This window comes from Paenibacillus sp. FSL R5-0914, assembly GCF_038004525.1.
In the GTDB taxonomy this organism is placed as follows: Bacteria; Bacillota; Bacilli; order Paenibacillales; family Paenibacillaceae; genus Paenibacillus_AQ.
In genome coordinates this window covers 444111-470015 of record NZ_JBBORH010000001.1, presented here as the reverse complement: position 1 = coordinate 470015, position 25905 = coordinate 444111, and the positions used below count along the sequence as shown (strand labels likewise).

Genomic DNA, 25905 nt, shown 5'->3' with positions numbered 1-25905 from the left:
GTAATGACCGAGCGTGGACAGTTCCAGTTATTTCCGAGAAGTCAGGGGTTTTTCCCTTATGTATGGGCTGTTTATCTGATTTTGCCCATCCTGAATTTGCGCGGGGAGACTGGAATGAAGCTCATTCTAGGTGGGATTATGATAGCGGTGTTTGCCATCAGCTATCGCCAGCTGTATTGGGTTCGGGGTGGCGTGTTTAATGTTTGGTTAACGACTCAAATGGTGATCATCGTGGTGCTTAGCTTGTTTTATACGCCCTTTAATCTGTATATGGGCTTTTTCACCGTGAATTTTATAGCTTATTATACGGAGAATAAAGGGTTTAAAATTGCATTTACTTCTTTTGTGGTTATGGTACTTGCGGTGCTGGTCTTAGTAGGCCGTGAGTTGGAATGGGTTAGTATTATGTTTTTAATCCCGTTTATCGTTATTATGCTGATTATGCCATTCGGCGTAAGATCCATGCATCAACATCAGAAGCTGGAGAAAGAGCTAGATCAAGCTAATGAGGTGATTAAAGAGTTGGTGAAGCGTGAGGAACGCATGAGAATCGCTCGTGATTTACATGATACCCTCGGGCATACGCTGTCCTTAATTACATTAAAAAGCCAACTCGTAGAGAAGCTGGTGACCAAAAATACGGAGCGAGCCCAAGAGGAGGCGCGGGAAATTCAGCGTACTTCGCGGGCTGCGCTCCGTCAGGTGCGCGAGCTAGTGTCGGAAATGCGTGCGATCTCAGTAGCAGAAGAACTGGCAGAAACCGGGGAAATGCTGCGCACGGCGGAGATTGCCTTGGAAGTGGAAGGGGACATCTCGCTAGAGGGAGTATCCGATCTGACGCAAAATATTCTCAGCCTCTGTATTAAAGAAGCAGTGACTAACATTGTGAAGCATAGTAGAGCGGATAAATGCTTCATCGGGGTGGTAAAGACCGCCGGAGAAGTTCGAGTTACCGTTAAAGATAACGGAATTGGCCTCCAGAACGGTGAGAGATGTAATGGTGAGCTTAGTGATGGAAATGGTATGAAGGGGATGGCGGAACGTCTATCCCTGATTGATGGCTCTCTGTCGCTAAGCTCAGAAGAAGGTCAGGGAACTACGCTGATCGTTATGATCCCTCTAATCGTTAAGGAAGCAACAGGAGGTGAGAGTGCATGATAACCATCGTTATAGCGGAGGATCAACGTCTGCTTCGGGGAGCGATGGCATCGCTGCTGGATCTTGAGGATGATATCGAAGTCGTCGGAGAGGCTTGTGATGGAGCTGAGGCGTTAGCTTTAATCGACAGGCTTCAGCCGGATGTATGTCTCATGGACATTGAAATGCCGTTCAAGAGCGGTTTGGAGGTTGCAGAAATATTGCGGAGTAAAGGTTGTCCGACTCGAATTATCATCTTGACTACCTTTGCCCGTCCGGGCTATTTCGAGCGTGGAGTGAAGGCTGGTATACAAGGGTATTTGTTGAAGGACGAGCCTGTAGATAAGCTGGCTGAATCTATTCGCCGTGTAATGGCTGGACATCGGGAGGTATCCCCCGAGTTAGTTTTTGGTAGCCTGCGGGAAGAAAATCCACTAACAGCACGGGAACGAGAGATTTTAAAGTTGGCTGGTGAAGGGCAAACGGCGGCGGAGATTGCTTTTTCGCTACACCTTTCTTACGGAACTGTTCGCAATTATATTTCAGAAATACTCAATAAGCTGGAAGTGAAAAGTCGAATTGAGGCGGTACGACTGGCAGAGGAAAAAGGCTGGATTTGAGGGGAGCAGGGCATTATTATGCAAATATTTCTGATTCGTCATGGTGATCCGGACTATTCCATAGATGGTCTAACAGAATTCGGGCATCAGGAAGCAGCAGCACTAGGAAAACGCATGGCATCTATCGGTCTGGATGAACTATATGCTTCACCACTGGGTAGAGCACAGACAACAGCCAGTTATGTGGCCAAAGAGACGGGACTTGTAATTCAGACAGAACCTTGGACTTGTGAACTGGATTGGACAGAGATTATGTTAGATGGACAATTGTCGTCTATTTGGGATAGCCCCGGAGAACATATTAGCGAACTATCGAGTGGAAAGAGAGTATGGTCTGATGAAACAGATCATTGGTTGAAGCAAGAGGAATACAGATTGCGGTTCAGCGAATTACAAGTGGCTTCAGATCAATTCTTACTTCGACACCATTATAAAAGAGAAGATGGCCTGTATAGGATCCTTGAGCCTTCTACCAAGAAGATTGGAGTAGTATGCCATGGCGGCTTTGGTCTCGCATGGCTAGCTCATTTATTACAGATTCCTTTAGCTTTGGCTTGGTCCGTATTTTGGTTAGCGCCAAGCTCGGTAACGACGATCTTGTTTGAAGAGCGCAGCGAGAACTTTGCGGTTCCTAGATGTATTGGACTAGGAGATGTCTCCCACCTTTATGCTAGCGGCATGAACTATCGCCCGAGGGGATTAATGGGCAATCATGTTTAAAGTGAATGCTTAAGAGTGAGTAAGAACATTGCCTATGAAGTGAAAGGCCATCCCACAGAGGATGGCCTTTTTACTAGCTCTATATGATCGGAACGAATAGAGCACTCTTCAACGTGGATTTAATTTCACCTGTGACCCTTTACCACCTGTCTGGATGCCAGTGTCCTTCGTTCCAACTTCCTTCAAGTCAGTCACTAGTCGCTCCAATACGGCCTTGGAGGCAGCCGCTTCTTTGGCGCCGGATGCCTTCACGACTAATTGCACCGGCTTGCCGGAGCGGAGATGCTTCTCAGCCTGACGGAGCTTCGTATCGTAGTCATGCTCTTCAATATGAGCCGTGAAGCGGAGCTCTTTGACCTTCTCCTTGCTGCCGCCCTTTGCTGCTGAGCCACCACTAGCCTTGCGTGCTGAGGCTGCTTCTTTCTGCGCGGCCGCTTTTGCTTTGCCCTTTGCAGTTAGGCTGCAGGGCGGTGGGCTGCTCATTAGTGAGGTGCATACCAGATCAGCACCTGCTGAACGAGCCATGGCCAGCGCCTCTTCTCTGGACACAATCCCCAGCTTTTCACCTCTAAGTCCAGTAAGTACTACTTCGGATGCTCTAATTTGTTCGTTAATTAATACGGCCACTTGGGTGAATCCTCCCTGAGAACAATGATATAGCTATCATATATGGAACTAGCTTGAGGTTCAAATATGGAGAGTAGGATTAGCGTTACTAATCCTCTCAATTTCCTCTTTTATGATTTGTATGAATAGTTTTTTTGATGATGTTGCTAGATATTCTCGGTTGCGCCGCTGCAATATACCAACTTGAATGAACGGCTCGCTTAGTTCAACATCGATTTTTACGATATCTGTCATTAAAGCTGTCGAATCAAGCACTACCCCCACCCCAGGGTTCTTTCTTATAAAATGAGGAATAGCAGAAATTTGGCTTATGGTGGATAAAGTGGGCTTTGATTCGAATCTGGAAAATTGCTTAGCTAACCGAAGGTAATATAAGCAAGTGCGTCCTCCAGCTATAATTGGATATTCAAGAATTTCTCGAAATGAAATATCGTCTCGTCCGCTTAAAGGATGATTTTCATCTACTATAAAAGCGATCTTTTCGTGATAGAGAGGTTCGAAATAAAAGAAAGACAGGTCGGACGGCTCACCGCAGATGGCGAAATCCAGTTCACTTTGTAGAACAAGTTGTGAGAGGGAATCAGTGTTACCCTGAATGAAGTTACATGCCATTTTGGGTTTTTGCTCCTGAAACTTTCGCAAGGCGTTCGGTAGGACGGATTCCATCATGGATTCAATGCCTCCGATATGAAGTGTGCCAATTTCGTCATGCTGTAAAGCCTTGGTGAGTTCTGATACATAGTTCCAATGTTGAATAAGGTTATCGATTTCCGCTGCAAAAACTTGCCCAGCACTTGTCAGTTCTACTTCCCAGCCTCTGTGAAAGAGTTGTATGCCCAGTTCTTTTTCAAGTCGTTGAATTTGGTTGGTAATGGTAGACTGTGCATAATTCAACTTCTCGGCAGCGCGTGAGAAAGTGCCTTCTTGAAGAATGGTCTTAAAAGCCATCAGTTCTTTTAGATCCATCGATTGTCACCTCTATCGGTATAATTGATTAAGATTATTATCTTATTCAATTATATAAATCAAAATACTGAGAGTACAATAAAAGAATTCCATAGAAGGAGTGAATTAAAATGCCATTCATTAGAGTCAGTTATCTGGAGCAACAATACGACAATCATCAGCTAGAAGGAATATGCAGAGCGATTATGAGCGCGTTAATTCAGCATTTCCATGTACCGGAGGATGATATGTTTCAGGTTTTTCATGCGCATAAAGCGGGGGGATTTTTTTATAGTAAAGATTATTTAAATATTGAACGAAGCGACGGACTGATATATATCCAAGTTACGCTAAAATCCGGAAGATCAACGGAACAGAAGAAAAGCTTTTACGCGAGGCTAGCCGAGGAATTATCGATGACGCTAAACATCAGAAAAGAAGATATATTCATTGTGCTCGTCGATACGGAATTCGAAGATTGGTCGTTTGGTAACGGTGTTGCTCAAATGCTACAACCTCCGGTTAGGGAGGTGTAATATGGCGCATCAGAAAATCGTCACAAATGTACGGGAATCGTTAGGGGAGTTCGCTCCGGCATTCGTCGACTACTCGGAAAATGTGTTATTTGGGGACTTATGGAGACGTGAGCAATTATCACTTCGGGATCGTAGCATGATTACGATTTCTGCTTTGGTGATGGGGGGCATGACGGAACAACTCCCCTATCATCTGCGCTTGGCTTTAGAGAATGGCTTACAACTTGAAGAAATCGTGGAGGCTATCACCCACCTTTCTTTTTATGTAGGTTGGCCGCGAGCCTCTTCAGCTCTAGAGGTTGCAAAGGATGTAATAGGAAAAAATAAATAACGTCTGACTTTTCAATCCCATCCGTAACCTTTAGGAACTTCATTGGCACTTGTATATAATACGAAAGAAGGGAGCGGGGGAGAAAATGCTTCAGTATATCGAAGAGGCTAAACAAGGAGATCGACAAGCTTTTGAACAGATTGTTAGGCACTTTACACCGATGGCCAATGCAGTTGCGTTCGAAAAGCTGCGTGACTATCAATTAGCGGAAGATGCTGTGCAGGAAGCTTTCACAGAAGCCTTTTTGCATTTGAATAAATTACGAGCAGTAGAGGCATTCCCGGGCTGGTTTAAAGCTATTGTGGTGCGGCAATGTTATCGCATCTTGCGAAGAAAGCAGCATCCTGCATTACCCTACGATGAAGCAGTGGAATCGAGAGAATCTTCATTTAATGTGACAGACATTATTGAGAAAAAAGAAGCGCGACGACTGCTTCACGAGTCTATAGCTGCATTGACATCCAATATGCGGATCGCCGTTCAATTATATTATTTTCAGGGATACTCTCTTCAAGAGATTGCTGACTTTCTGGGGACTTCAGTCCCGGTATTGAAGAAACGACTTTTTGATGCCCGCCGCAAACTGAAAGGTGCATTGCCTGTGGCAGATGTTCTTTCCGTATTCAACCATTTGTACGAAGGGGGAAAAGGTGTGCTTCATATTGTAAATGGAGATGTAGTGGGAGAGAAGCTGCGTCAGGGAATTGTGCAAGGGGATGTATTAGTATGGAGAGAGGTCTACTCTCATGGTCCGGTCTTTTTAGAGCCTGCGGAACAGAATAACCGCTTAGTAAGAGCGCATTATTTAGAACAAACGATGGGGATTCCGCAGAAGGAATTTATACAGATCAGTAAGGAACAGGAAAAGATCTTAGCTGATTTTCATAAATATGATGAAGTTGTATTATGGTTCGAGCATGATCTATTCGATCAGACGATGCTGTGCTATTTGCTCCATTGGTTCTCGAAGCAGAAGAAGGGATCCACGAAGCTGAGTTTATTGTGCATTGGAAAATATCCCGGCATTGAGCTGTTTCGAGGACTTGGACAACTATCTGTAGAGCAAATGGAGACTTTATCAGGAACGTGGAAGTTAATCGGCGACAAGGAGCTAAAGGTAGGCCAAGCACTCTGGGAAGCCTATGTATCACCGAATCCAGAATCATTACAACAGCTACTAACTAAGGATACATCCGCATTGCCATTTGCACATGACGCCTTCATAGCGCATTTATCTCGGTTCCCATCGACCTCTAATGGACTTGGTATTGTTGAACAGATGACTCTGGAGATGATTCATAAGGGAATAAAATCACCCTATGAGCTATTCAAAAATGTGGGAGATAAACTTCATATCTTAGGCATGGGCGATTTGCAATATTGGCATATTCTAAGACAGATGGCACAACGCCCGTACCCTTTGCTGCAAACCCATGGGTTCAATGATTTTCCTGGTTATAACGATCCAGTAATGCCATTCATAGACTACGAGCTTGCATTAACCGAGCTAGGCAAAAGTGTATTGGCTGGAAATGAAGACTGGGTTCAGAAAAAAGGAATCGATGAATGGTATGGCGGGGTGCATCTGCAAGGATCAACTCCGCGCTGGCGATGGAATTCTTCTTCGCAAACGATTCAATAATTTAAAGATTGTAAGTTAGAGAAGGGGCTGTCTCAAAAGTAGTGAATGCTACTTAGAGGCAGCTTCTTTTCTTGAGAGTAATTAGGGAAAAAATCCCTGAAAAATACTGATTTTTGCTTTAAACGAATGAAATTAGGGAATTTTCCCCTAAAATCGGGGTAATATCTATACTTTTTAACAAATTGGTCGAATTTTAGGGAGATATTCCCTAATCACTAGACAAATGAACAGAATATCAGATTTTTTAGGGAGAAATTCCCTGATTATCTATCGGAGGATCCGCTTCCCCCTTCTTCAACCCATGGCGAGGGGGCTCCGCGGACGGAGTGTTGTTTCAAACTCTTTTCAAAACGTTGAAGCCTGCCGCAGTTTTTTACTTCAATCATTATTCATAAACGTCTTATGATAGGCGTTACGATATTGGGTCGGTGTCATGTTTTCGTATTTTCGGAAGAGTCGCATGAAATATTTATCGTCGGTGAACCCCGTCTCTGTCGCGATTTCCCTCACGCTGAGGGCGGTTCTGGTTAGCAGCTCCTTCGCTTTAGTCACACGTACTGAATGAATATACTCCAAAGGCCCCATCGAGGTATGTTGTTTAAATAGCCGAGCTAAATAATCCTTGTTGTAATTGAATTTCTCCGCGATGATTGCCACCGTAAGAGGTTCACTTGCATGTATTCTTGTCCACTCGGCTATTTTTACAAAGGTGACATCTTGCTGCGCACGGATTAGCTTACTGGCGAACGGCTGAAGTGCATGCTCAGATAACTCAATTAAGAGTGAGGTCAACAAATAATTAACGCTGGAATAGGTCAAATATCCTGAGTTAGCCACATGGAGGATTTGATTCGCTAGGATATGAATCCGGTCACTGTGCTCGATCTTTATGAACTGTGGTAGATATAGATCATGTACGGACCATAAGCGCTGTGTGCGCGAAAAGATTTCTTCTGCCTCAGGCTTCATTTCCTCCTCACTCAGTAATAACCCCTCGGTTGTCAGTTCGAAATGAAACCAATAAAACTTAACCCCGGGTCGTGACTCTCTATAGCCGACATGTGTGCGATTAGGCATAAGTAAAAGGGCTTCGTCAGGGCCTACTTCAAATTGTTTGTTTTGCTCACTCAAATATACCGTTTCGTTCACGCCAATGATTAGTTCGTAGTTCCCCATAACACGCTCCACATGCTTCCATGGTGTTTCTGAGATAAATTCACCTGCCGCTGTAAAATGAACAGGTACATCTACATTAATTTTTAAATAGGTCATGCGGTCCTCCTAGCAATCAATAAGTCGGGTTTGTCCACTATTTGTATGGCTGATCTACCGACAAATCAACGTTCCGATGTTATCTTATGGATACAAATATACACTTGTCATATCACCCTGACAAGATTGCGAGGGAGCGATTTCATTGAAGACGCAAGCTTTTGATTTGCAGAATGTACGCATTGATTCAGGTCCACTTCTCCATGCGATGGAGTTAAACACGGATTATTTACTCAAGCTTGAGGCAGATCGGCTTCTGTCGCGTTTTCGCCAATATGCTGGCTTAGAGCCTAAGGCTGCTCATTATGAAGGCTGGGAATCTCAAGGCATTAGCGGCCATACGCTAGGCCATTATATCTCTGGATGTGCGTTAATGTATGCCTCTACAGGGAATGAAGAGCTGCTCACCCGCGTGAATTATGTAGTAGACGAATTGGAGCATTGTCAGGATGTGCATGGTAATGGCTTCATTTCCGGTATTCCTCGTGGCAAAGAGCTGTTTGAGGAAGTGAAGGTAGGCGACATTCGCTCACAAGGCTTTGACCTTAACGGTGGCTGGGTACCGGTGTACACGATGCATAAGCTGTTTGCGGGTCTTCGTGATGCTTATCGATTGGCCGGAAATCAGAAGGCGCTCGTTATTGAAACGAAGCTTGGAATGTGGCTTGAAGATATTTTTGCAGGGCTGAATAAAGATCAGATCCAAGAGGTGCTGCGCTGTGAATTCGGCGGTATGAATGAAGTCCTCACAGATTTGGCAGAGGATTCTGGCGATGACCGTTTCCTCACGTTAGCCGAAAGCTTTTACCATGGAGAAGTCCTTAATGATCTTGCCGAAGAAAAAGACACATTAGCAGGAAGACATGCCAATACTCAGATTCCGAAGATTATTGGAGCGGCAAGACAGTATGAGGTAACGGGACAGGAGCATTACGCAGGCATCTCTCGCTTCTTCTGGGATCGGGTCGTGAATCATCATTCATACGTGATTGGCGGCAACAGCTATAATGAGCATTTTGGTGAACCGGATAAGCTGAACGACCGATTGGGAGAGGGTTCATGTGAGACGTGTAATACCTACAATATGCTGAAGCTGACCAAGCATATGTTCCAGTGGGATGGTTATGCCGCATATGCGGATTACTACGAACGTGCGATGTATAACCATATCCTAGCTTCTCAGGAGCCGGTAGATGGACGTGTGTGTTATTTTGTATCCCTTGAAATGGGTGGGCATAAGTCGTTCAACTCCCAGTTTGAGAGCTTTACATGCTGTGTAGGCTCAGGAATGGAAAGCCATTCTATGTATGGCTCGGCGATTTACTTCCATAGTGAAGATGAGCTGTATGTGAATCAGTACGTACCCTCAACAGTGACTTGGAAAGAGCAAGGCATTAGTTTGAAGCAAGAGACCAAGTTCCCTGAAGAGGGACAAGGCACCCTGCGTATCAGCACGGAGAAACCAAAAAAATTCACATTGAAGCTAAGATACCCCTACTGGGCTGAGCAAGGCATGAGCGTTAAAGTAAATGGTGAAGACATTCAAGTGAATGTGGGCAAATCCAGCTACCTAGCTTTGGATAGAGTATGGCAGGATGGAGACGTTGTCGAATATGATATTCCGATGTCGGTAAGAATCGAGTCCATGCCGGATAATCCAAACCGAATTGCATTCCTCTATGGACCGCTTGTGCTTGCAGGTGATTTTGGACCTATAAATGCTGAGCTAGGCAGTGATCGCGCCCTTGCTTCTGTATTAATTGGAGATCGCGAGATGCTAACGGACAGCCTGATTCAATCTAACGTTAGCAAAAATGTGTTCCGGATGAAAGGTTTAGGATATCCAGGAGACCATGAGCTTCGTCCATTCTACCCTATGCATGATCATCGTTATTCCGTGTATTGGGATTTGTTCACGCCGGAGGAATGGAAGCTGATAGAAGTTGAATATCGCGAAGCCGTGGAGAATAACTTGCTGCTTGAACAGCTAACCGTCGATTCGGTACAACCTGCTGAAATGCAACCTGAACGTGACCATAACTTCGAAGGAGAGTATGTAGGCTTAGGCAAAATCTACAACCGCAAGTATCGCGATAGCTGGATCAATGGCTGGTTCTCCTTCACGATGGAAGTCTTGCCAGAGGAGCAAGTGGATCTGGTGGTAACGTATTTGAAGTCCAATGATACTTCGGTGGCTTTCGATATTACGGCAGATGGGGAACAACTTGGGCTAGGCGTCCTTGAGTCTGAAGAGATGAACAAACTGGAGACCATTCGTTACGAGCTTCCGCAGACGATCACGAGCAGCAACTCAGCGGTTACGATCAAGTTCGCTTCGCATGAAGGACATAAGGTGGGCCAAGTCGCAGGACTACGTATCGTCAAACGTAATTCTTGAAATATATGGATTAGAGAATTATAATAGGAACAATTCTTTTAATTGGGGTGAAATGGATGTCTTTCCGTATCGTTCGAAGTAACTAGTTATCGGGCTGGGTCAAACGCGTACCAGCTATCAAGGGGGGAGTCTACCTTTTTGATTACATTAACTAGAGCTTTGAACGGTGCCATAGGCAGCTTTTTGTATAGAGCCAGGCACGTAACCTATTTAACTTTGAGAACCGTTTAATTGTGGATGGTTTTAATAGTTGGATGGTGGGGTTGCCTGGCTTTTTTGCATTCAATTAAAAGATAGGGGATTAACGATATGTTGAAAAAGAGTCTAGCTCACCTGAAATGGTGGATATGCGGTTATATTTTATTGGGTTTTACTATTCAACTGCTGAGTAGTTTAGGCATTGTAGTGTTTCAAAAAATATTAGACAAGGTCACGGTGATCAACAGCTTTGGTGAGATATTTAATTTAATCTTGGTGTACGGCGTTTTGCTGGCTGGGGTGGTGATCCTAAATTATGTGGATGAATACCCTAGTGTGTATTTATCGAACAGTATAACGGAGAGGTTAAAGATACTTGCACTATCTAAAATATCCAAAATCGACTATCAAGCCTATCAGGATATGGGCACAGGTCAGATGATTAAAGTGATCGAGAATGGAGCAGCAGCTGGAAACAGCATGATTTTCTCCTTTTTCCTCAAAACATTACATGAGTTATTGCCCACTCTTCTGTTCAGTCTTATCTTTATCAGCTTCTATGATTTAAGGATCATGGTAGTGATTGCTGTAGGCTACGTGGTCGTCTTTTTGATAACGAATCTGCTGTTGAAATTTCTGTATGCGAGGAAGGCGGCCATTCTACAGGAACAAGAAAAGATGTCCAGATTCTCTATCCGTGGATTTATGGAATTAGTCGTTTTCCGAACGAACAAAAGATATGAGAAAGAGATCGATAAATTAAGCCAGACTGCACGCACTATCATTCAAAAAAATGCTCAGTTACAAATGATCCATGAAGCTTTTTTCGCGATATTCGAGTTGTTTGTCACGATTATTAAAGTCGTTGTCTTAATTTACGGTGTGAAAAGCATTGTCGCAGGTGAGACGTCACTTGGTGTTGTGGTCGCTTTGTTTATGTTTATTGATAAGATTTATTCGCCGATTGCTATCTTCAATGTCCTCTTTGTAGATTACAGACTGAATAGAGTGACCTACAAGAGATTTGAAGAGTTTATTCATGCCCCAGAAGATAAGAATCTAGAACGAGGAGAAGTTATCACTGAGATCCACGGTAATATTGAATTTAGGGATGTATCTTTTGATTATGGGCAAGTGAAGATCTTGAATAATCTATCCTTTTCGATTGCACGAGGAACGTCGGTTGCTATTGTCGGATTAAGTGGGGGCGGGAAATCTACCTTGATTAAACTGATCGTAGGCTTATTAAAAAAGGACAAAGGTGAACTCTTATTGGACGGTAAGGATATCGATGAGATCCATCTGGATAGCTACTATGATCATATCTCTTACTTATCACAAGACACGCCGATTTTTGACGCTACGATTAGGGACAATATTATATTTGATGAGCATTCCTTGTCCGATGAAGAGTTGTATGAGATTTTGGAAAAGGTTCATCTGCAGGAAAAGGTAAGCCAATTACCGGATCGTTTAGACACTTTGGTAGGTGAAAAAGGGGTTAAATTATCAGGCGGGGAGAGACAGCGATTAGCTTTTGCCAGAATCATTGCTCAGAAAAGAAACATTCTAATTCTAGATGAACCTGTTTCTGCACTTGATAATATTACGGAGCAAAGCCTTATGGAGACGATTTTGCAGGAATTTAAGGACAAAACCATCATTATTGTTGCCCACCGACTAAATTTTATAAAAGACGTTGATAAGATACTGGTAGTGGACCAAGGCTCGGTCGTGGGTGAAGGAAAGTTTGATGATTTAATAGAGCATTGCGAAGCTTTTAAAGCGTTATGGAATAGAAAAATATCGTTTACAAATGCTGATTAAATTGTTAACCTCTTCTAAAAAGAGGTGCAGTCTATGGCTTGGCCAACACATATTGTAGCTGCAGGTGGATTCGCAGAAAATGAACAAGGAGGTGTCCTTTTAGTAAAGACGCATGATGGTGGATGGGTATTTCCTGGTGGACAAGTAGAGGTCGGAGAGAACCTGGTGGATGCATTAATTCGAGAGATTAAAGAGGAAAGTGGAATAGATGTCACGGTATCTCAATTGATTGGTGTGTATTCCAATACAGGCATTCATAAATGGTATGACGGTGTAACCGATGTTCCTACCAAGGTCATGTTTGATTTTATCTGCAAGCCCGTGGGTGGGGAATTATGTACCTCGGAGGAAACCTCTGAAGTGATGTGGGTGGCAAAAGAGAAAGTACTTGATTGGATTACACAACCGGCTATTCGTACCCGCTATCAAGCTTATTTGGATTACGATGGGAATACGAGGTATATGGATTATGTAACTGGAGACACGTTTGAAGTTAATTTGGATCGAACGGTGTAAATATAAGTGATAGGCCATCCTGCAAAGGATGGCTTTTTAAAATATAAGAAAGTATAAGTTTCGCCAAAGGCGTTTATGCTCGTTATGCTTTGATGCCTTCAAAGGCAGAGGTGATCATATATTTCACAAAAGCTTCGTCCAGCTCATCCCCTGTGATCAAAAGCCGATAAAATATCGGTCCATAGAGCAGATCAATCGTGATCCCAATATCCAGATCCGCTTTTAATTGGCCTCGGGTCACCCCACGCTCCAACAACTGTCGCGCCTCTTGGCGGCGGGGAGCGAAAAACCTCGCACGATAGGCCTCAGCAAGGCCGGCATCAAATTGACCTTCGCCGATCAACTCGGTAATGATCTTTCCTTCTCGGCTGCGAAGAAAATTAGCCAGGTTTGTGGCATGCATCATAATATCGTCCATGACCGAACCGGTGTCCGGCACTGGCAATCTTGCGGATGCTGCTGAGAGGTAGCCGTCCATGACCACAGCTGCTTTGTTAGGCCACCATTTATAAATGGTCGCTTTACTTACCTTGGCCCGTTCCGCGATTTTCTCTACGGTCACCGCACCAAATCCAGTCTCTAGTAGTAGATCATACGATGCTGCCAGAATAGAAGCCTCGGCTTCGCTATTGCGCGGCCGTCCTCTTTTTTTATCCATCAGAGATCCCTCCCGATTAATCTATCCTTTATTTAACTTGCGATCTAAAAAGAAACTATACGTTCATTATACAAAAGGTTGAACGAAGTAGCCAATCGCCTATTTACAAAACTGAACGTTCAGTATATATTTAAATCAATTAATGAACGTTGCGTTCAGTATTTAGAATCGAAGGGTGGAGATCTTATGAATCAAGGAAGACGAATGAATCCTGTAAGTTCAGTAAGTTCAGTAAGTTCAGTGAATCCAGTCAAGGAGCATGCGGAAGGAAAGACGATCCCTGGATGGATTACATTTCTATTAGCGGCCTCCTGCGGACTAATTGTGGCCAATCTGTATTACGCCCAAACCCTGATCGGACAGATCGCCCAAGCTACGCAGCTTTCTTCTGGGGCAGCGGGTCTGATTGTAACTTTGACCCAGGTAGGATACGTTCTTGGACTTTTGTTCGTAGTACCGCTTAGCGATATTATTGAGAATCGCCGCCTGACAGTGGTGTCGCTGGCTGTGGTGGTGGTATCACTGGTAGCAGCCACACTAGCTCCGAATGCAGCGATCTTTTTGGGAGCATCCCTGTTCATTGGTCTCGGTTCCGTAGCTGCCCAGATTCTTGTGCCGTATGCGTCTTTTCTGGCTGCTGAAGAGCAGCGCGGCCGGGTGGTCGGTAATGTAATGAGTGGGCTGCTGCTCGGTATTATGTTCGCCCGGCCACTGGCCAGCTTTGTCTCTGGATTGTGGGGTTGGCATGCGATTTATGCCATATCCGCCGTAGTGATTGCCTTATTAACACTTCTATTGTCCCGTGTGCTGCCGCAGCGTCAGCCTGTGCCTACAATGAATTATGGCGGATTGATCCGTTCTCTAGGTACTTTACTGAAGAGTACGCCAGTGTTACGCCGCCGGGCGATTTATCAGGCTAGCCTGTTTGGAGCTTTCAGCCTGTTCTGGACGACGGTCTCTTTGCATCTGGCCGATACGTATCATTTAAGTCAGCAAGGCATTGCCTTGTTTGCGCTAGCCGGAGTGGCTGGGGCTATCGCTTCTCCCATCGCTGGGAGATTGGCTGACCGGGGCTGGACCCGCCCTTTGACCGGACTTGCGTTTGTGCTGGCAGCTGTGGCTTTTCTTCTTGCTTACTTGTTTCAGAATGATTCAAGAGTGACGCTCGGATTGCTGGTTGCAGCAGCTATTATCCTGGATATGGGGGTATCGGGTAATCTGGTGCTTGGACAAAGGGCAATTTATTCCCTTGGCAACGAGGCGAGAGGACGTTTAAACGGATTATTTATGGCGATATTTTTCGTAGGCGGAGCCGTTGGCTCTTCACTAGGCGGCTGGGCATATGCGTACGGGGGCTGGAGTCTGACCAGCTTGATCGGTCTGGCGCTGCCGATCTTGGCTTTTCTGTACTATTTAACGGAGAAGAAGCAAGCGTAAGGCGTTCCAATAAAGCCGGTACTTACAAGGACTGCTCTCCGGGCTGGATATAGTCAGCCTAGTAAGCAGTCTTTTTTTAAAAAATGCTACATCGTATAAGGATTTTGGCGAATCATTTGAATAAGGTTTGCCGCTGAGGCGGATAATGGTTCATTTTTTCGCGTACAGATCGCAATGCTGTTCTTCAGATGTATGCCTTCAACATAAACTCGGCATAACTCTCCACGTTCAACATATTCGCGAACAACGAGTGAAGAGACGAAGTTGGCGCCATACCCGGCGATAACGGCTTGAATCGCTTCATGAAGTCCGTTAAATTGCAAAGAGATCGTGGGAGCTGGCGTATTATATGTACGGCATAACGATAATAATCTCTCTCTCGTCGAACTCCCTTCCTCACGCATGACAAAGGGCTCCTTCATCATTTCGGATAAAGAAATTTGCAGATTCGCATAGGGGTGATGGGGTGCGACCACAAACCATAACTCATCCTGAAATAACTCTTCTGTCCGGATCGTATCTGGATAGGCTTCGGTAATCCCTCCGTAAATCGCCATATCCACGTCTACATTTAACAGCTGCTTCAGGGCATCGCTTGAATTGGTGGTAGTAATCACCATTTCCACTTGCTCATATTGTTGCTTGAACTTTGCGATCCAGGTAGGAATAAGGAAATGAGCAGGTAAATACGTCGCGGCTAGGCGGATACTTCCATTCGTGCCGTTAACATAATCCTGAGTGAATTGTTCGATCTGCTGTTCGACAGCGAACAGTCTTTTCGCGAGTAGGGCAAGCTCTTCACCCGCATCCGTTAAAGCAATTCCTCTACCTTGAGGCTTGAATAGGGCGAAGGATAGTTCCTTTTCGAATTTCTTGATCTGAGCCGTAATCGCAGGCTGACTGATATTTAAAGTTTCGGAGGCGCGTGTCACACTTCCTGTCGATGCGATTACATGGAATAAGCGCAAGGCGTGTAGATTCATGGTTAAGCTCCTATCTGCTATCGTTTAATTCATATATTTAATATATAGTTTAGTTTTAAAGATATATTATATTTATGATTATAACTGATTTACAATACAGGTATAAAGTTGAACTTGAAGTTGAATATGAACTTATATTTTGGACTTAAATCTTTAGTTAGGGAAAGGAGTAACGAAGAGGAGGTTTGGAACTGTAGGAGCGTTAGCGACCGCCTTTGTCTTTGGATTTCACCCACTATCAATTAGTAAATTAAAGAAATCTGAAGACAACAGCGGCCGGAAGTCCAAACACTCCTCGTAGGTACGAACGATCCCTAATTGTGGGTTGGAGTGTTCTTTTCAGTAAAGTAATTAAAACCAAAGGAGAAGTGATAAATATGAATCAAACGACTACATGGGATAAAGTCGATCAGTACATTACAGAGCGCTTAATTCCGCAGGACTCCGTGCTGGAGGAAGTGTTGTCCGCTAATCAACAGGCAGGGCTGCCGCCCTTTGATGTCTCACCTAGTCAGGGCAAATTCCTTAACCTATTGGTTCAAATGAAAGGTGCACGCCGGATTCTGGAGATTGGCACTTTGGGTGGGTACAGTACAATTTGGATGGCAAGGGCGCTCCCGTCTGACGGACATATCGTTACCTTAGAGCTAGATCCATCTCATGCTCAGGTGGCTGGGGCCAATTTCGCGCTTGCTCAGGTAGATGATCTGATAGAACTTCGTATAGGCGATGCTTTGGGGCAATTGTCTCAGATGAAACAGGAGGGTGTGGAGCCCTTTGACTTTATATTCATTGATGCTGATAAACCTAACAACCCTAACTATTTACAGTGGGCGCTTCAATTTTCTCGACCCGGTACGGTGATTATAGGCGATAATGTGATTCGTGAAGGCGAGATCATTAACAAGAATAGCAAAGATCCTCGTGTAGTAGGCGTACGGGAATTTTATGATCTGTTGGCTGAAGAGCCTAAGATTTCGGCTACTGCCATTCAGACAGTGGGAAGTAAAGGGTATGATGGTTTCGTATTGGGGATTGTGAATAGCTGATATATGTATTGCAATATCCAACAATTGTAATATAATCTATTGAAAATCCAATAGTGAGAGGTACTTTCTATGCAACCTACATTTGCAACACAAAGGTTAATACTAAGACCGTTTCAATCCACAGATGCAAGTAAAGTTCAAGAGCTTGCTGGGGATATAGAAGTAGCTAGAACAACGCTGTCTATTCCTCATCCATACCCTGATGGAGCGGCTGAATCTTGGATTGGTGCCTGTAGGAAAAGCGCAGACGAAGGGGAAGGATTTCCTTTTGCTTTAATTAGTAAAGAGAGTAATACCTTAATAGGCTGTATGAGTCTAAATATAGACAAATCGCATCAAAGAGGTGAGCTTGCTTATTGGGTAGGAGGACCTTTTTGGGGAAATGGCTATGCGACTGAAGCAGCTAAGCGATTAATTGATTTTGGATTTGAAGACCTCGCATTAAATAAAATATGGGCAGCGGCAATGACTAGAAATCCTGCCTCCTCTAACGTTATGAAAAAAGCTGGAATGAGATTTGAAGGGGAATTTAAACGGCATATTTTAAAATGGGATAAATTCGAGGATATAGTCTTCTACGGGTTAACTAGAATTGAATATGAAGATAGGAGATAGAGGTATGATAACAACAAGGGGTTCCTAAGCCATGCTGGCTTGTGGAACCCCTCTTTTTTTAAAGTGACTCTTTAATTACCTTTTTATAATAGAACACGGATAGCACTGCAAAAATCGAATACAAAGCGGTGTATAGCAGCATCACCAGAATCATCGGTGTCATGAGCTCTGTACCGAAGAAGAACCATCCTGATTTTACGGCGAAGTAACTGTGAAGCAATCCAATGACTAATGGAATCCCAAAATTAAATAATTGTTTCGCCTGAATCCCTCTAAGCAGATCCCCTTGCGTGAAACCAAGCTTTCTGAGGATCGTGTAGTTGGGCTTTTCATTCTCACTTTCATCCATTTGTTTAAAGTAAAGAATGCATCCAGAGGTAATCAGGAACGTTAACCCCAGAAAGGCCACGATAAACATGATAAGTCCCATAGTTTGCTTTTGATTGTTCATCGTCTCCAGTTGAGAGTCGGTTATGTGGCCTTTTGCAAATTTCATGTTCTGAAAAAGCTCATTAGCCTGCTCAACGCTTGCCCGTTCTTTCATATCGATGCCGATATTAAGAGAGGACTTTCTTTGAAGGGCTGGATCTAGATCCTTCTTTAAGCGTTCAAAGGTTGTGTCGTCTACAATAGCAAGGGGTAAGCCACCACCTGTGAAATTGTATAAAACGGGGGCTTCCATATCAATTCTTTTATAAAACTGCGGAATGACTTCATGTTGTCCCTTGAATTCAATGCCACCCTGGTCCTTCATAGAAATCAGATTCTCCATTGCACTACTTGTCTTCGTAAAATAGGCCTCATCAGGGGATAGATCAATGCCCTCCAGCGAATTTTCACTGATGACGGGAAGAGTCATATTATTCGACATCATACCGAGCGCCTTGGAATTTTCTGCCAGAAGCTTCTCTATATTTACATCCACTTGAATGACTTCGGTTATTTTTTCCGTAAACAGCAAATTTTCAGTCGTTAATGCCTCTTTAAATTGTTTAGCATCCTGGATATCCGTAAGAATAAAATCTGACGGAACATAGAGCTTCGCACTTTTCTCAGCAGAGTAGAACGAAATATAACTCAAGGATAATAAACCCAGCGCCAGAGCTGATACCGTTGTAATGATGGTTAACAGTACGGCATTTGATTTCATTCGGAACATAATGGAGGAGAGAGACAACACCTCTTTAATATTCAGATACCCGTTTTTCTTTTTACGAATGAGATGAAAGATAAAGCTTACCGAGCCTTTATAAAAAAGATAAGTCCCGATGATAACTGAAGCCAGAATAGTGATCATGGATATAGATAGCTCAGTCATTGATGTTAAGTCTCCGCTAAATAATCGGGATGAAATCGAATAGCCAAGCAGAATCAATCCAATCCCAACGATCCCTATAATCATTTCAAAGAAGGACAGCTTTTTCACGTTGCCTTCTGTGGTTGAGGTCACCCGGAATAAGGATAGAATGCTTTGTCTTTTAATAAATCCATAATTCATCAGCATGATCAAAAGATAGATTACAAAGAATACGATCAGCGTTTGAACCAGGGCTGGGGTAGAAAAACGAAGGGATGCTATCGCATCGATCCCCATTATTTTAAAAAGAATCATAAGAATTAATTTGGAAATAGAAAAGCCCACGGCTATTCCTAGAATTAAAGAACCAAAATATAGGATGAAATTCTCTGCCGAAAGGATTCGGAATATTTTACTTTTGGTCATCCCTATTAACTGGAACAGACCAATTTCTTTTCCCCGGCGTTTGATGAAGATAGTGTTTGCATATAACAGGAAAATGGATACAATCGCGACCAGTAAGACCGAGGCAGCCTTGATTGCTGCGCCACCTTTGATCGAGCCTTCTACTGCATCCATCGAGGGATCGTATTGCAACGTAACAAAGGCGAAATATAAGGCCACGCTAAAAACGAGAGCAAATACATACAGATAGTAATTTCTGATGTTTTTTCGCAGATTTCGAAGCATCAGTACATTAATGCTCATTCTGCACACCACCCAATACACCTTGTGTTTTTATGATGTCGTTGAAGAAGACTTGTCTTGATTGTTCTCCTTTATTTAATTGCGTATAGATCGTACCATCCTTTATAAAAATAACTCTACTGCAATAGCTAGCTGCCACTGGATCATGTGTAACCATAACGATCGTTGCTTTTCGTCTTTGATTTAGTTCACTCAGCTTGTTTAACAAATCAGAAGCAGATTTAGAATCCAAGGCACCAGTAGGCTCATCAGCAAAAATAATGCTTGGATCATGAATGAAGGCTCTAGCTGCAGAGGTGCGTTGTTTTTGACCCCCAGAGATTTCATTCGGGTACTTATTTTTCAACTCTAAAATCCCCAGCTCCCTCGCGACGTTTTCGAATTTCTCATTGGCAATTTTCTTAGGGGTGTTGGTAATGGATAGAGGTAACAGGATGTTTTCCTTCACCGTCAGCGTATCTAAGAGATTGTATTCTTGAAAAATAAATCCTAAATGATTTTTCCGAAATTCAGCTAATTGCTTTTCTTTCATATTAGAAATTTCAGTACCCTCAATGGTAATCGATCCGTTGCTAATCTGATCAATTGACGAGAGAACGTTAAGCAGGGTGGTCTTTCCTGAACCGGAAGAGCCCATGATCCCAACAAATTCGCCTTCTTCTATAGAAATATCCAGTCCACTCAACACGGATTGTTTGTTTAATTTATTTCCGTAGCTTTTATGAATTTTAGTGGCTTCAAGAATTGCCATAATGATTCACTCCCTTTTTATACTCGTTCTTTTTGTATAGCTTTATTATAAAAGGCTTTGCCGTTCTTATCCTTCGATTGCCCGAACAAAATAAAAAAGCATGTGACATTGTTGTCACACGCTTGAGAGCTTCACGAATTCATTTTTAAGCGGAAAGGTTAAAGTGAACGTCGTCCCTGATCCGGGCCTCGATTCAACTCCGATGACGATCAACAAGGATTGCGCCGCTTTTTTGGCTAAATATAATCCCATACCTGTGGCGGCATTGTCGCGATGCACGGTGGTGGAAGTAAATCCTCTATCAAATATCCGAGGCAGATCCTTTGGATCTATCCCGCGCCCACCATCCTTCACCTCAAGAACGATATGCTCAGCTTGCTGATAGCTACTCACTGTAATATCTGAAGCCTCACTATATTTTACGGCGTTGGTTAGTAGTTGTCGGATAATAAAAGCCAGCCATTTGGCATCACTAAGCACTTCAGCTACTTCCAAGTTCAGCTCAAAGCCGATTCCCTTCTGAATACACCAGGATTGCAACGTCTTAATCTCCCCGAAAATAAGCGTTTCTAAATCGATATGTTCTATATACAGATCATTTTCGATAAAGGGAATTCGCCTTTGATGTAGCTGTTGATCCAGCAGAAGATGTATACGCAGCCATTCATAGGTCAGATGTTTCCTCATTACATCATCTTCGATTCGCTCCATCATTAGATGCATCGCTGTCAGAGGGGTCTTCACTTCATGAATCCACGATAATAGTTCATCTTTTTCCTGTTCTAACGTCATTTGATTGTTCGAGGCAGCCTGTTTTAACCATTTAGCTTGATTGATAATACTCTCTTCAATAATATGCTCAAACGGGCTTTCGGGGGTGGCGATACTCGTTACATCCAGATCATCATCTCGCTCAACCAAGCTTTTATAGAACCTGGTTTCTCTGGGATAGCGAAGGATTAAGAACATCACAAAAAAAAGCATCGACAAGGAGACCAGATAGAGAACTGAAGAGAATGGGATTGATGAATCCATATAGGTGACAAAAAGTATAAAAAGATTGGTAAAGAGGACTAGTAGGATCCAGCTACTTCTTTCCAAGAGATACTTTTTAATCATAGTGCTTCCTCTTCGATGGCCATATACCCTTGTCCTACTTTCGTTTCAATGAAACTACCCAAGCCTATCTCATCCAGCTTTTTTCGCAGCCGGTTTACGTTGACGGTAAGGGTGTTGTCACTTATAAAACGTTTATCATCCCACAAGCTATTGATTAATTCCTCGCGGGTGACGATTTTATTTTTTTTCTCAATAAGCAATTTCAATATAAAGATCTCGTTTTTCGTAAGCTCAATCGATCCCATATCATGCGTCAATACATTTCTCTCATAATCCACGGTTGCTCCACACCATGTCTTGAGCTCAAGGTTATCCGTGTTGTAATTGTAGACGCGCCGAAGAATCGCTTGTACTTTGGCAATGAGTACATCGAAATGGAAGGGCTTTTGAATATAGTCATCGGCTCCAAGCTGCATCGACATTACCATATCCGTAGGGTGATCCCGGGATGATAAGAAGATAATCGGAAGGTTAGAGTGGGAACGAATCATTCGGCACCAATGAAACCCATCAAATTTAGGTAATTGGATGTCGATGATGACTAAATCAGGTTTGATCTCTATAAATTCCTGCGTGACATTGCTGAAATCCTGAATGCCATACACATCATAAGACCACTGGGTAAGTCGCTCCTTGATCTCATTAAACAGCGTTGAATCGTCTTCGATTAATAATAGCTTGAACAAATGCTTCACCACACTTTTAGTTAGCTTTACAGCATTTTAGATAATACATCCTGATAATGCTTAAACTCTTTGGCTTCATTTAGATTAGGACATGTCCTTAAGGATAGTAGAGCACTTTCGATTAAGAACTGTCTCGGTTCCTTGTTGTTCATGATTTCTTCCTGGATAAAGTATAACAGCTTTAGATAATTAGTGAGGTTCGCATCACCAGTTGTAAATGATCTCTCTATTACTTTTTTTAAGCTGATGGTCGCAAAGGATAAATCATTATTGAAAAAATCACTGTATTCCGCTGCGGGTAATAATTTGCCCACATGCTCTGGTGAGATGAGTTGAATGCCCATTTGACTTACTTCTTCAACAATGGTTTGGATAAGCGTAGTGCAATAATCAATGATTTGCTTAGAGGTGATGACTTCATTCATAGCACTGTTGATTTGTAGCATATTTTGCAGAATTCCGGTAAAAATGATGGCTCCGTCCAGTAAATAGGGTTTCTTATCCTCAGGGAAAATATGAAGGAAACGTTCATGTACCCAGGTAAGGAGGTTGAACTTTGTTTTTTTGATAAACGTTATTAAGTCTGGGTCATTGGAGACCAAAGCATCTTCTACGAGCTGTAACAATTTATTTTTCTTGTTGATTTTCATGACCAGCTGAATCTGCTCGGCAAATATCTTAATGTCAGAAGGATCTTGACCAATGAGCAGTGAATTTCGCCCTTCTTCCAGCTGAATGTGAATAGAAGTGAATACAGCCTTAAAAAGATCCCCCTTGGAAGGAAAATAGTTATAAAAAGACCCTTTGGAGATCCGACTATGATTCAAAATATCCTGAATGGATGTGGCGTGGTAGCCTTTTTCAATAAATAATTCATGCGCTTTATGAACCACTTGCTCTTTTCGTTTATTTATCATCTGAGGTTCCCCTTTAAGCTGAACTCTTTGTTCCAATAATAGACTAGCGTATATTTCCACTTAATACAATTTCAATTTTAAATGATTTTTGTCTTGCCAAGCGAGAAATAAGGGAGTAATATATTCTACACTGGATTATAACACGAGTTCAAAATTGAACCGTTAGTATGATTATAGAATGGAGGATTCCAAAATGAAAGCAAAAGAAAGTAAAGCGTCTTACGGGATATTGGCAATCCTCATGATTGGTGCATTTGTTGCTTTACTGAGTAATACCCTACTCAATATAGCTTTACCATCGATTATGAAGGATTTTAATGTCAGTGCCTCAACGGTACAGTGGCTATCAACGGGCTATATGCTGGTGAACGGGATCATGATTCCTTCAACAGCTTTTTTGATTCAAAAGTATACCGCGAGACGGTTGTTCTTAATCGCGATTGGATTATTTGCGATAGGAACCTTTATCGGCGGATTAGCACCAAGCTTCCCTGTGTTGCTGATCGCCAGAATGGTTCAGGCTTCAGGGGCTGCGATCATGATGCCATTATTAATGAATGTATTGTTCACTACATTTCCACCTGAGAAACGTGGTTCAGCTATGGGGATGTTCGGGCTGGTTATGATTTTTGCACCAGCTATCGGACCTACATTATCTGGATGGATTATTCAGCACTATGAATGGCCTGTACTATTCTTTATGATTGCCCCAATCGCCGTATTGGTGTTCATTCTGGCCTTCTTCAAATTGCATGATCCTAAAAAAGATGTGGCTATTAAGATTGATTTCTTATCTGTAGTTCTATCAGCGATTGGTTTCGGGGGCCTCCTATACGGCTTCAGTTCTGCTGGGAACAAAGGATGGGATGATCCAATGGTCTACTCCGCGCTTATTATCGGAGCGATTGGATTAGTGATCTTCATTATGCGCCAAATGAAGATGAAGGAGCCTATGCTTAACTTCAGAGTGTACAAATATCCGATGTTCGCTTTATCCTCAGCGATTTCGATTACACTGAATATGGCAATGTTCTCGGCGATGATGCTAATGCCGATTTACCTGCAAAATATTAGAGGGATTTCACCACTGGATTCGGGACTTCTAATGTTGCCTGGTGCGTTAATTATGGGTGTTATGTCACCAATCACAGGTAAATTGTTCGACAAATTCGGCGGTAAGGTATTAGCGCTAATCGGTCTAGCGATTGTAGTGATTAGTACGTATTTCTTTAGTGATCTGACTGAAACGACTAAATATTCGACACTCATGATTCTATATTCTGTGAGAATGTTCGGGATCTCTATGGTGATGATGCCAGTTATGACCAATGGTTTGAATTCTATCCCAGCCAAATATACGCCGCATGGTACAGCGATGAACAGTACGATTCAGCAAGTATCAGGGGCGATAGGTGGGGCACTGCTCGTAACCATTATGTCTAACAGTACCACTTCACATGTGAAAGATATGGTCGCTGATGCTGTAAGTAAATTAACGACTAAACCTTCGGCAGACCAATTGCTTGGTATACAAAATCAAGTCATTGCGAAAGCTACTATTGAAGGAATCAATGATGCATTCTTAGTATCTGTAGGCGTAGCGATTATTGCATTTATTCTAGCCTTCTTTATTAAAAGAGGTGTACAGCCTAAGGAAACGGCAGAAGAGAAAGTGACTGCAAAGAAAGTAGCTGCTAAGCAGGTTACAACGCATTAGTTCTACGAGATTTGTTATATAGAAAGGCGCCCACCTAATGGTGGGCGCCTTTTTTAAATATAAGTTCTGATACATCCTGAATGACTGTGATGGAATCATTTCCTCCAACATAAACTCTATTGGTGACTGGGTTTAGCACAGTACTGCCTGACACTAAAGGGAATCTTACGAGCCTTTTAAACGTGGTGGCGTTATAAACGGACATGTGGTTCTTATCGAAATTACCAACAAACAAATGATTTGTATTCGGATTAATGGTTATGTTGGAGGAGGTAGGCAGAACCTTTGTAGTGATGATTTTGTTGTTACTTCCATTGATGACGAATAGCTTTCCTTTACCTTCAACTTGTGCACTTGAGACATAGATACGGTTTGTCAGCGGATTGATAACGACCTCACTTTGCAGACGCCCCAGCTGTACATTTTGCAGCAATTTATTGTTGCGGCCGTTGATTACCGAGAGAAACCGACTTAAGTTATTAGCGACATAAATGCGGCCTGTGATTACATTAAGTGCGGGTGGTATCACAGGGTTATTACCGACTTTTATGGTGGCAATGATAGCCTGTGTATTTCCATTAATGACGGAGACGGAATTTTTTATTGTATTGGTCACATATATACGATTTGTAAGCTCATTAATAACGATTCTGGAAGGGCGACCGCCGACTTCAATCTTCGTTTTGATCTGGTTTGTTTTCCCATCGATGACGAATATAATTCCTGCTATGCTAGTTACATAAATCAAATTTTTTCGAACATTTACTCCGATATTATCAGGCATGCGGCCCACTTTCACAGTCTTTATCGCCTGGTTTGTCCGCCCGTTAATAACAGAAACCGTATCGTCACGAAAATTTGTTACATAGATTCGGTTAGTTTGGGGGTTAATCCCAAGCTGTGTTGGCAGTCTTCCAACATTGATGCGTGCGATAATTCGATTCGTTATGCCATCGAGTACCCCGATAGTTCCAGCCTCAGTGTCTGGGTTAACAAAGTATACCCTATTTGTGCTGACATTTACTTCGATATCTCCGATCGGTCCGGCAGAGCGGACTGTAGCAATCACTTTTGGCTGCGCCATGCTTATACCCCTTTTCAAGTAAATAGATACTTCATTATATTTAGGCTTAGGCAAAAGGGTACTACATATATCGTTGCAAGATGTATCTTCGGAGTGTAGAATAATATTCCCGAAT

General features: G+C 42.9%; 24 protein-coding genes. 13 read left to right on the top strand and 11 right to left on the bottom strand.

The window, feature by feature from the left end:
* Window positions 1-3 precede the first annotated feature (3 nt).
* The 3 genes from MKX60_RS01980 to MKX60_RS01970 are packed head-to-tail and all read left to right on the top strand — an operon-like array spanning window position 4 to window position 2477.
* A complete protein-coding gene (locus tag MKX60_RS01980; protein ID WP_076285146.1) occupies window positions 4-1158 on the top strand; it encodes a sensor histidine kinase in 1155 nt (384 codons plus the stop codon).
* Window positions 1155-1757, top strand: coding sequence for a response regulator transcription factor (locus MKX60_RS01975; RefSeq protein WP_042184310.1), 603 nt, complete (start codon window positions 1155-1157; stop codon window positions 1755-1757). The genes MKX60_RS01980 and MKX60_RS01975 overlap by 4 nt, the downstream gene beginning before the upstream one ends.
* Window positions 1758-1775: 18 nt before the next feature.
* Window positions 1776-2477 (top strand): histidine phosphatase family protein, encoded by a 702-nt coding sequence (locus tag MKX60_RS01970; protein WP_076285147.1) that lies wholly within the window; start codon window positions 1776-1778, stop codon window positions 2475-2477.
* A gap of 108 nt (window positions 2478-2585) precedes the next feature.
* On the opposite strand, the gene infC is transcribed toward MKX60_RS01970, so the two are convergent.
* Entirely contained in the window at window positions 2586-3104 is a 519-nt protein-coding gene (gene infC / locus MKX60_RS01965) for a translation initiation factor IF-3 (RefSeq protein WP_042184315.1), read from the bottom strand.
* Window positions 3105-3164: 60 nt separating this feature from the next.
* Complete coding sequence (locus MKX60_RS01960) at window positions 3165-4070, bottom strand: LysR family transcriptional regulator (protein ID WP_076285148.1); 906 nt, start codon at window positions 4068-4070, stop codon at window positions 3165-3167.
* Window positions 4071-4180: 110 nt separating this feature from the next.
* Between MKX60_RS01960 and MKX60_RS01955 the strand changes: the two genes are divergently transcribed.
* The 3 genes from MKX60_RS01955 (at window position 4181) to MKX60_RS01945 (ending at window position 6558) form a co-directional block, all read left to right on the top strand.
* Complete coding sequence (locus MKX60_RS01955) at window positions 4181-4585, top strand: tautomerase family protein (RefSeq protein ID WP_076285149.1); 405 nt, start codon at window positions 4181-4183, stop codon at window positions 4583-4585.
* Between the two features lies 1 nt (window position 4586).
* Entirely contained in the window at window positions 4587-4916 is a 330-nt protein-coding gene (locus tag MKX60_RS01950) for a carboxymuconolactone decarboxylase family protein (protein WP_076285150.1), read from the top strand.
* A gap of 85 nt (window positions 4917-5001) precedes the next feature.
* On the top strand, window positions 5002-6558 hold the full coding sequence (locus MKX60_RS01945; RefSeq protein ID WP_341058979.1) for a sigma-70 family RNA polymerase sigma factor: 1557 nt from the start codon (window positions 5002-5004) through the stop codon (window positions 6556-6558).
* Between the two features lie 378 nt (window positions 6559-6936).
* Here the strand turns inward: MKX60_RS01945 and MKX60_RS01940 are convergent, their stop codons facing one another.
* Window positions 6937-7830, bottom strand: a complete 894-nt coding sequence (locus MKX60_RS01940; RefSeq protein ID WP_341058978.1) for a helix-turn-helix transcriptional regulator — start codon at window positions 7828-7830, stop codon at window positions 6937-6939.
* 145 nt (window positions 7831-7975) lie between these two features.
* Here MKX60_RS01940 and MKX60_RS01935 point away from each other — a divergent pair, with 145 nt between their 5' ends.
* The 3 genes from MKX60_RS01935 to MKX60_RS01925 all read left to right on the top strand — a co-directional run bounded on the left by MKX60_RS01935 (window position 7976) and on the right by MKX60_RS01925 (window position 12769).
* Complete coding sequence (locus MKX60_RS01935; protein WP_341058977.1) at window positions 7976-10228, top strand: beta-L-arabinofuranosidase domain-containing protein; 2253 nt, start codon at window positions 7976-7978, stop codon at window positions 10226-10228.
* A gap of 309 nt (window positions 10229-10537) precedes the next feature.
* Window positions 10538-12253 carry an ABC transporter ATP-binding protein gene (locus MKX60_RS01930; protein WP_341058976.1) on the top strand — a complete coding sequence of 572 codons (1716 nt, stop codon included), beginning with the start codon at window positions 10538-10540 and terminating at the stop codon, window positions 12251-12253.
* Between the two features lie 33 nt (window positions 12254-12286).
* Complete coding sequence (locus MKX60_RS01925) at window positions 12287-12769, top strand: NUDIX hydrolase (protein WP_341058974.1); 483 nt, start codon at window positions 12287-12289, stop codon at window positions 12767-12769.
* 82 nt (window positions 12770-12851) lie between these two features.
* Here the strand turns inward: MKX60_RS01925 and MKX60_RS01920 are convergent, their stop codons facing one another.
* The gene (locus MKX60_RS01920; protein ID WP_339244459.1) at window positions 12852-13427 is read right to left on the bottom strand and encodes a TetR/AcrR family transcriptional regulator; all 576 of its coding nucleotides are present in this window, start codon (window positions 13425-13427) and stop codon (window positions 12852-12854) included.
* Window positions 13428-13613: 186 nt separating this feature from the next.
* Between MKX60_RS01920 and MKX60_RS01915 the strand changes: the two genes are divergently transcribed.
* On the top strand, window positions 13614-14864 hold the full coding sequence (locus MKX60_RS01915; RefSeq protein WP_341058972.1) for an MFS transporter: 1251 nt from the start codon (window positions 13614-13616) through the stop codon (window positions 14862-14864).
* A gap of 86 nt (window positions 14865-14950) precedes the next feature.
* Here MKX60_RS01915 and MKX60_RS01910 read toward each other — a convergent pair whose 3' ends face one another.
* Window positions 14951-15847, bottom strand: coding sequence for a LysR family transcriptional regulator (locus MKX60_RS01910; protein ID WP_076285157.1), 897 nt, complete (start codon window positions 15845-15847; stop codon window positions 14951-14953).
* Between the two features lie 377 nt (window positions 15848-16224).
* Between MKX60_RS01910 and MKX60_RS01905 the strand changes: the two genes are divergently transcribed.
* A complete protein-coding gene (locus MKX60_RS01905) occupies window positions 16225-16896 on the top strand; it encodes an O-methyltransferase (RefSeq protein WP_076285158.1) in 672 nt (223 codons plus the stop codon).
* Window positions 16897-16965: 69 nt separating this feature from the next.
* Window positions 16966-17511, top strand: a complete 546-nt coding sequence (locus MKX60_RS01900; RefSeq protein WP_341058971.1) for a GNAT family N-acetyltransferase — start codon at window positions 16966-16968, stop codon at window positions 17509-17511.
* Between the two features lie 58 nt (window positions 17512-17569).
* Here the strand turns inward: MKX60_RS01900 and MKX60_RS01895 are convergent, their stop codons facing one another.
* The 5 genes from MKX60_RS01895 to MKX60_RS01875 all read right to left on the bottom strand — a co-directional run bounded on the left by MKX60_RS01895 (window position 17570) and on the right by MKX60_RS01875 (window position 22989).
* Window positions 17570-19516: an ABC transporter permease gene (locus tag MKX60_RS01895; protein ID WP_341058970.1), complete on the bottom strand. Its 1947-nt coding sequence runs from the start codon at window positions 19514-19516 to the stop codon at window positions 17570-17572.
* Window positions 19506-20267: an ABC transporter ATP-binding protein gene (locus MKX60_RS01890; RefSeq protein ID WP_076285161.1), complete on the bottom strand. Its 762-nt coding sequence runs from the start codon at window positions 20265-20267 to the stop codon at window positions 19506-19508. Before MKX60_RS01890 ends, MKX60_RS01895 begins: the two co-directional genes overlap by 11 nt.
* A gap of 114 nt (window positions 20268-20381) precedes the next feature.
* A complete protein-coding gene (locus MKX60_RS01885; protein WP_076285162.1) occupies window positions 20382-21386 on the bottom strand; it encodes a sensor histidine kinase in 1005 nt (334 codons plus the stop codon).
* Window positions 21383-22072 carry a response regulator transcription factor gene (locus MKX60_RS01880; RefSeq protein ID WP_042193184.1) on the bottom strand — a complete coding sequence of 230 codons (690 nt, stop codon included), beginning with the start codon at window positions 22070-22072 and terminating at the stop codon, window positions 21383-21385. Before MKX60_RS01880 ends, MKX60_RS01885 begins: the two co-directional genes overlap by 4 nt.
* 26 nt (window positions 22073-22098) lie before the next feature.
* Window positions 22099-22989, bottom strand: a complete 891-nt coding sequence (locus MKX60_RS01875; RefSeq protein WP_341058969.1) for a TetR/AcrR family transcriptional regulator — start codon at window positions 22987-22989, stop codon at window positions 22099-22101.
* 193 nt (window positions 22990-23182) lie between these two features.
* Between MKX60_RS01875 and MKX60_RS01870 the strand changes: the two genes are divergently transcribed.
* Window positions 23183-24706, top strand: a complete 1524-nt coding sequence (locus MKX60_RS01870) for a DHA2 family efflux MFS transporter permease subunit (RefSeq protein WP_042184348.1) — start codon at window positions 23183-23185, stop codon at window positions 24704-24706.
* 34 nt (window positions 24707-24740) lie between these two features.
* On the opposite strand, the gene MKX60_RS01865 is transcribed toward MKX60_RS01870, so the two are convergent.
* Complete coding sequence (locus MKX60_RS01865) at window positions 24741-25790, bottom strand: YncE family protein (RefSeq protein WP_341058968.1); 1050 nt, start codon at window positions 25788-25790, stop codon at window positions 24741-24743.
* Between the last annotated feature and the right edge of the window lie 115 nt (window positions 25791-25905).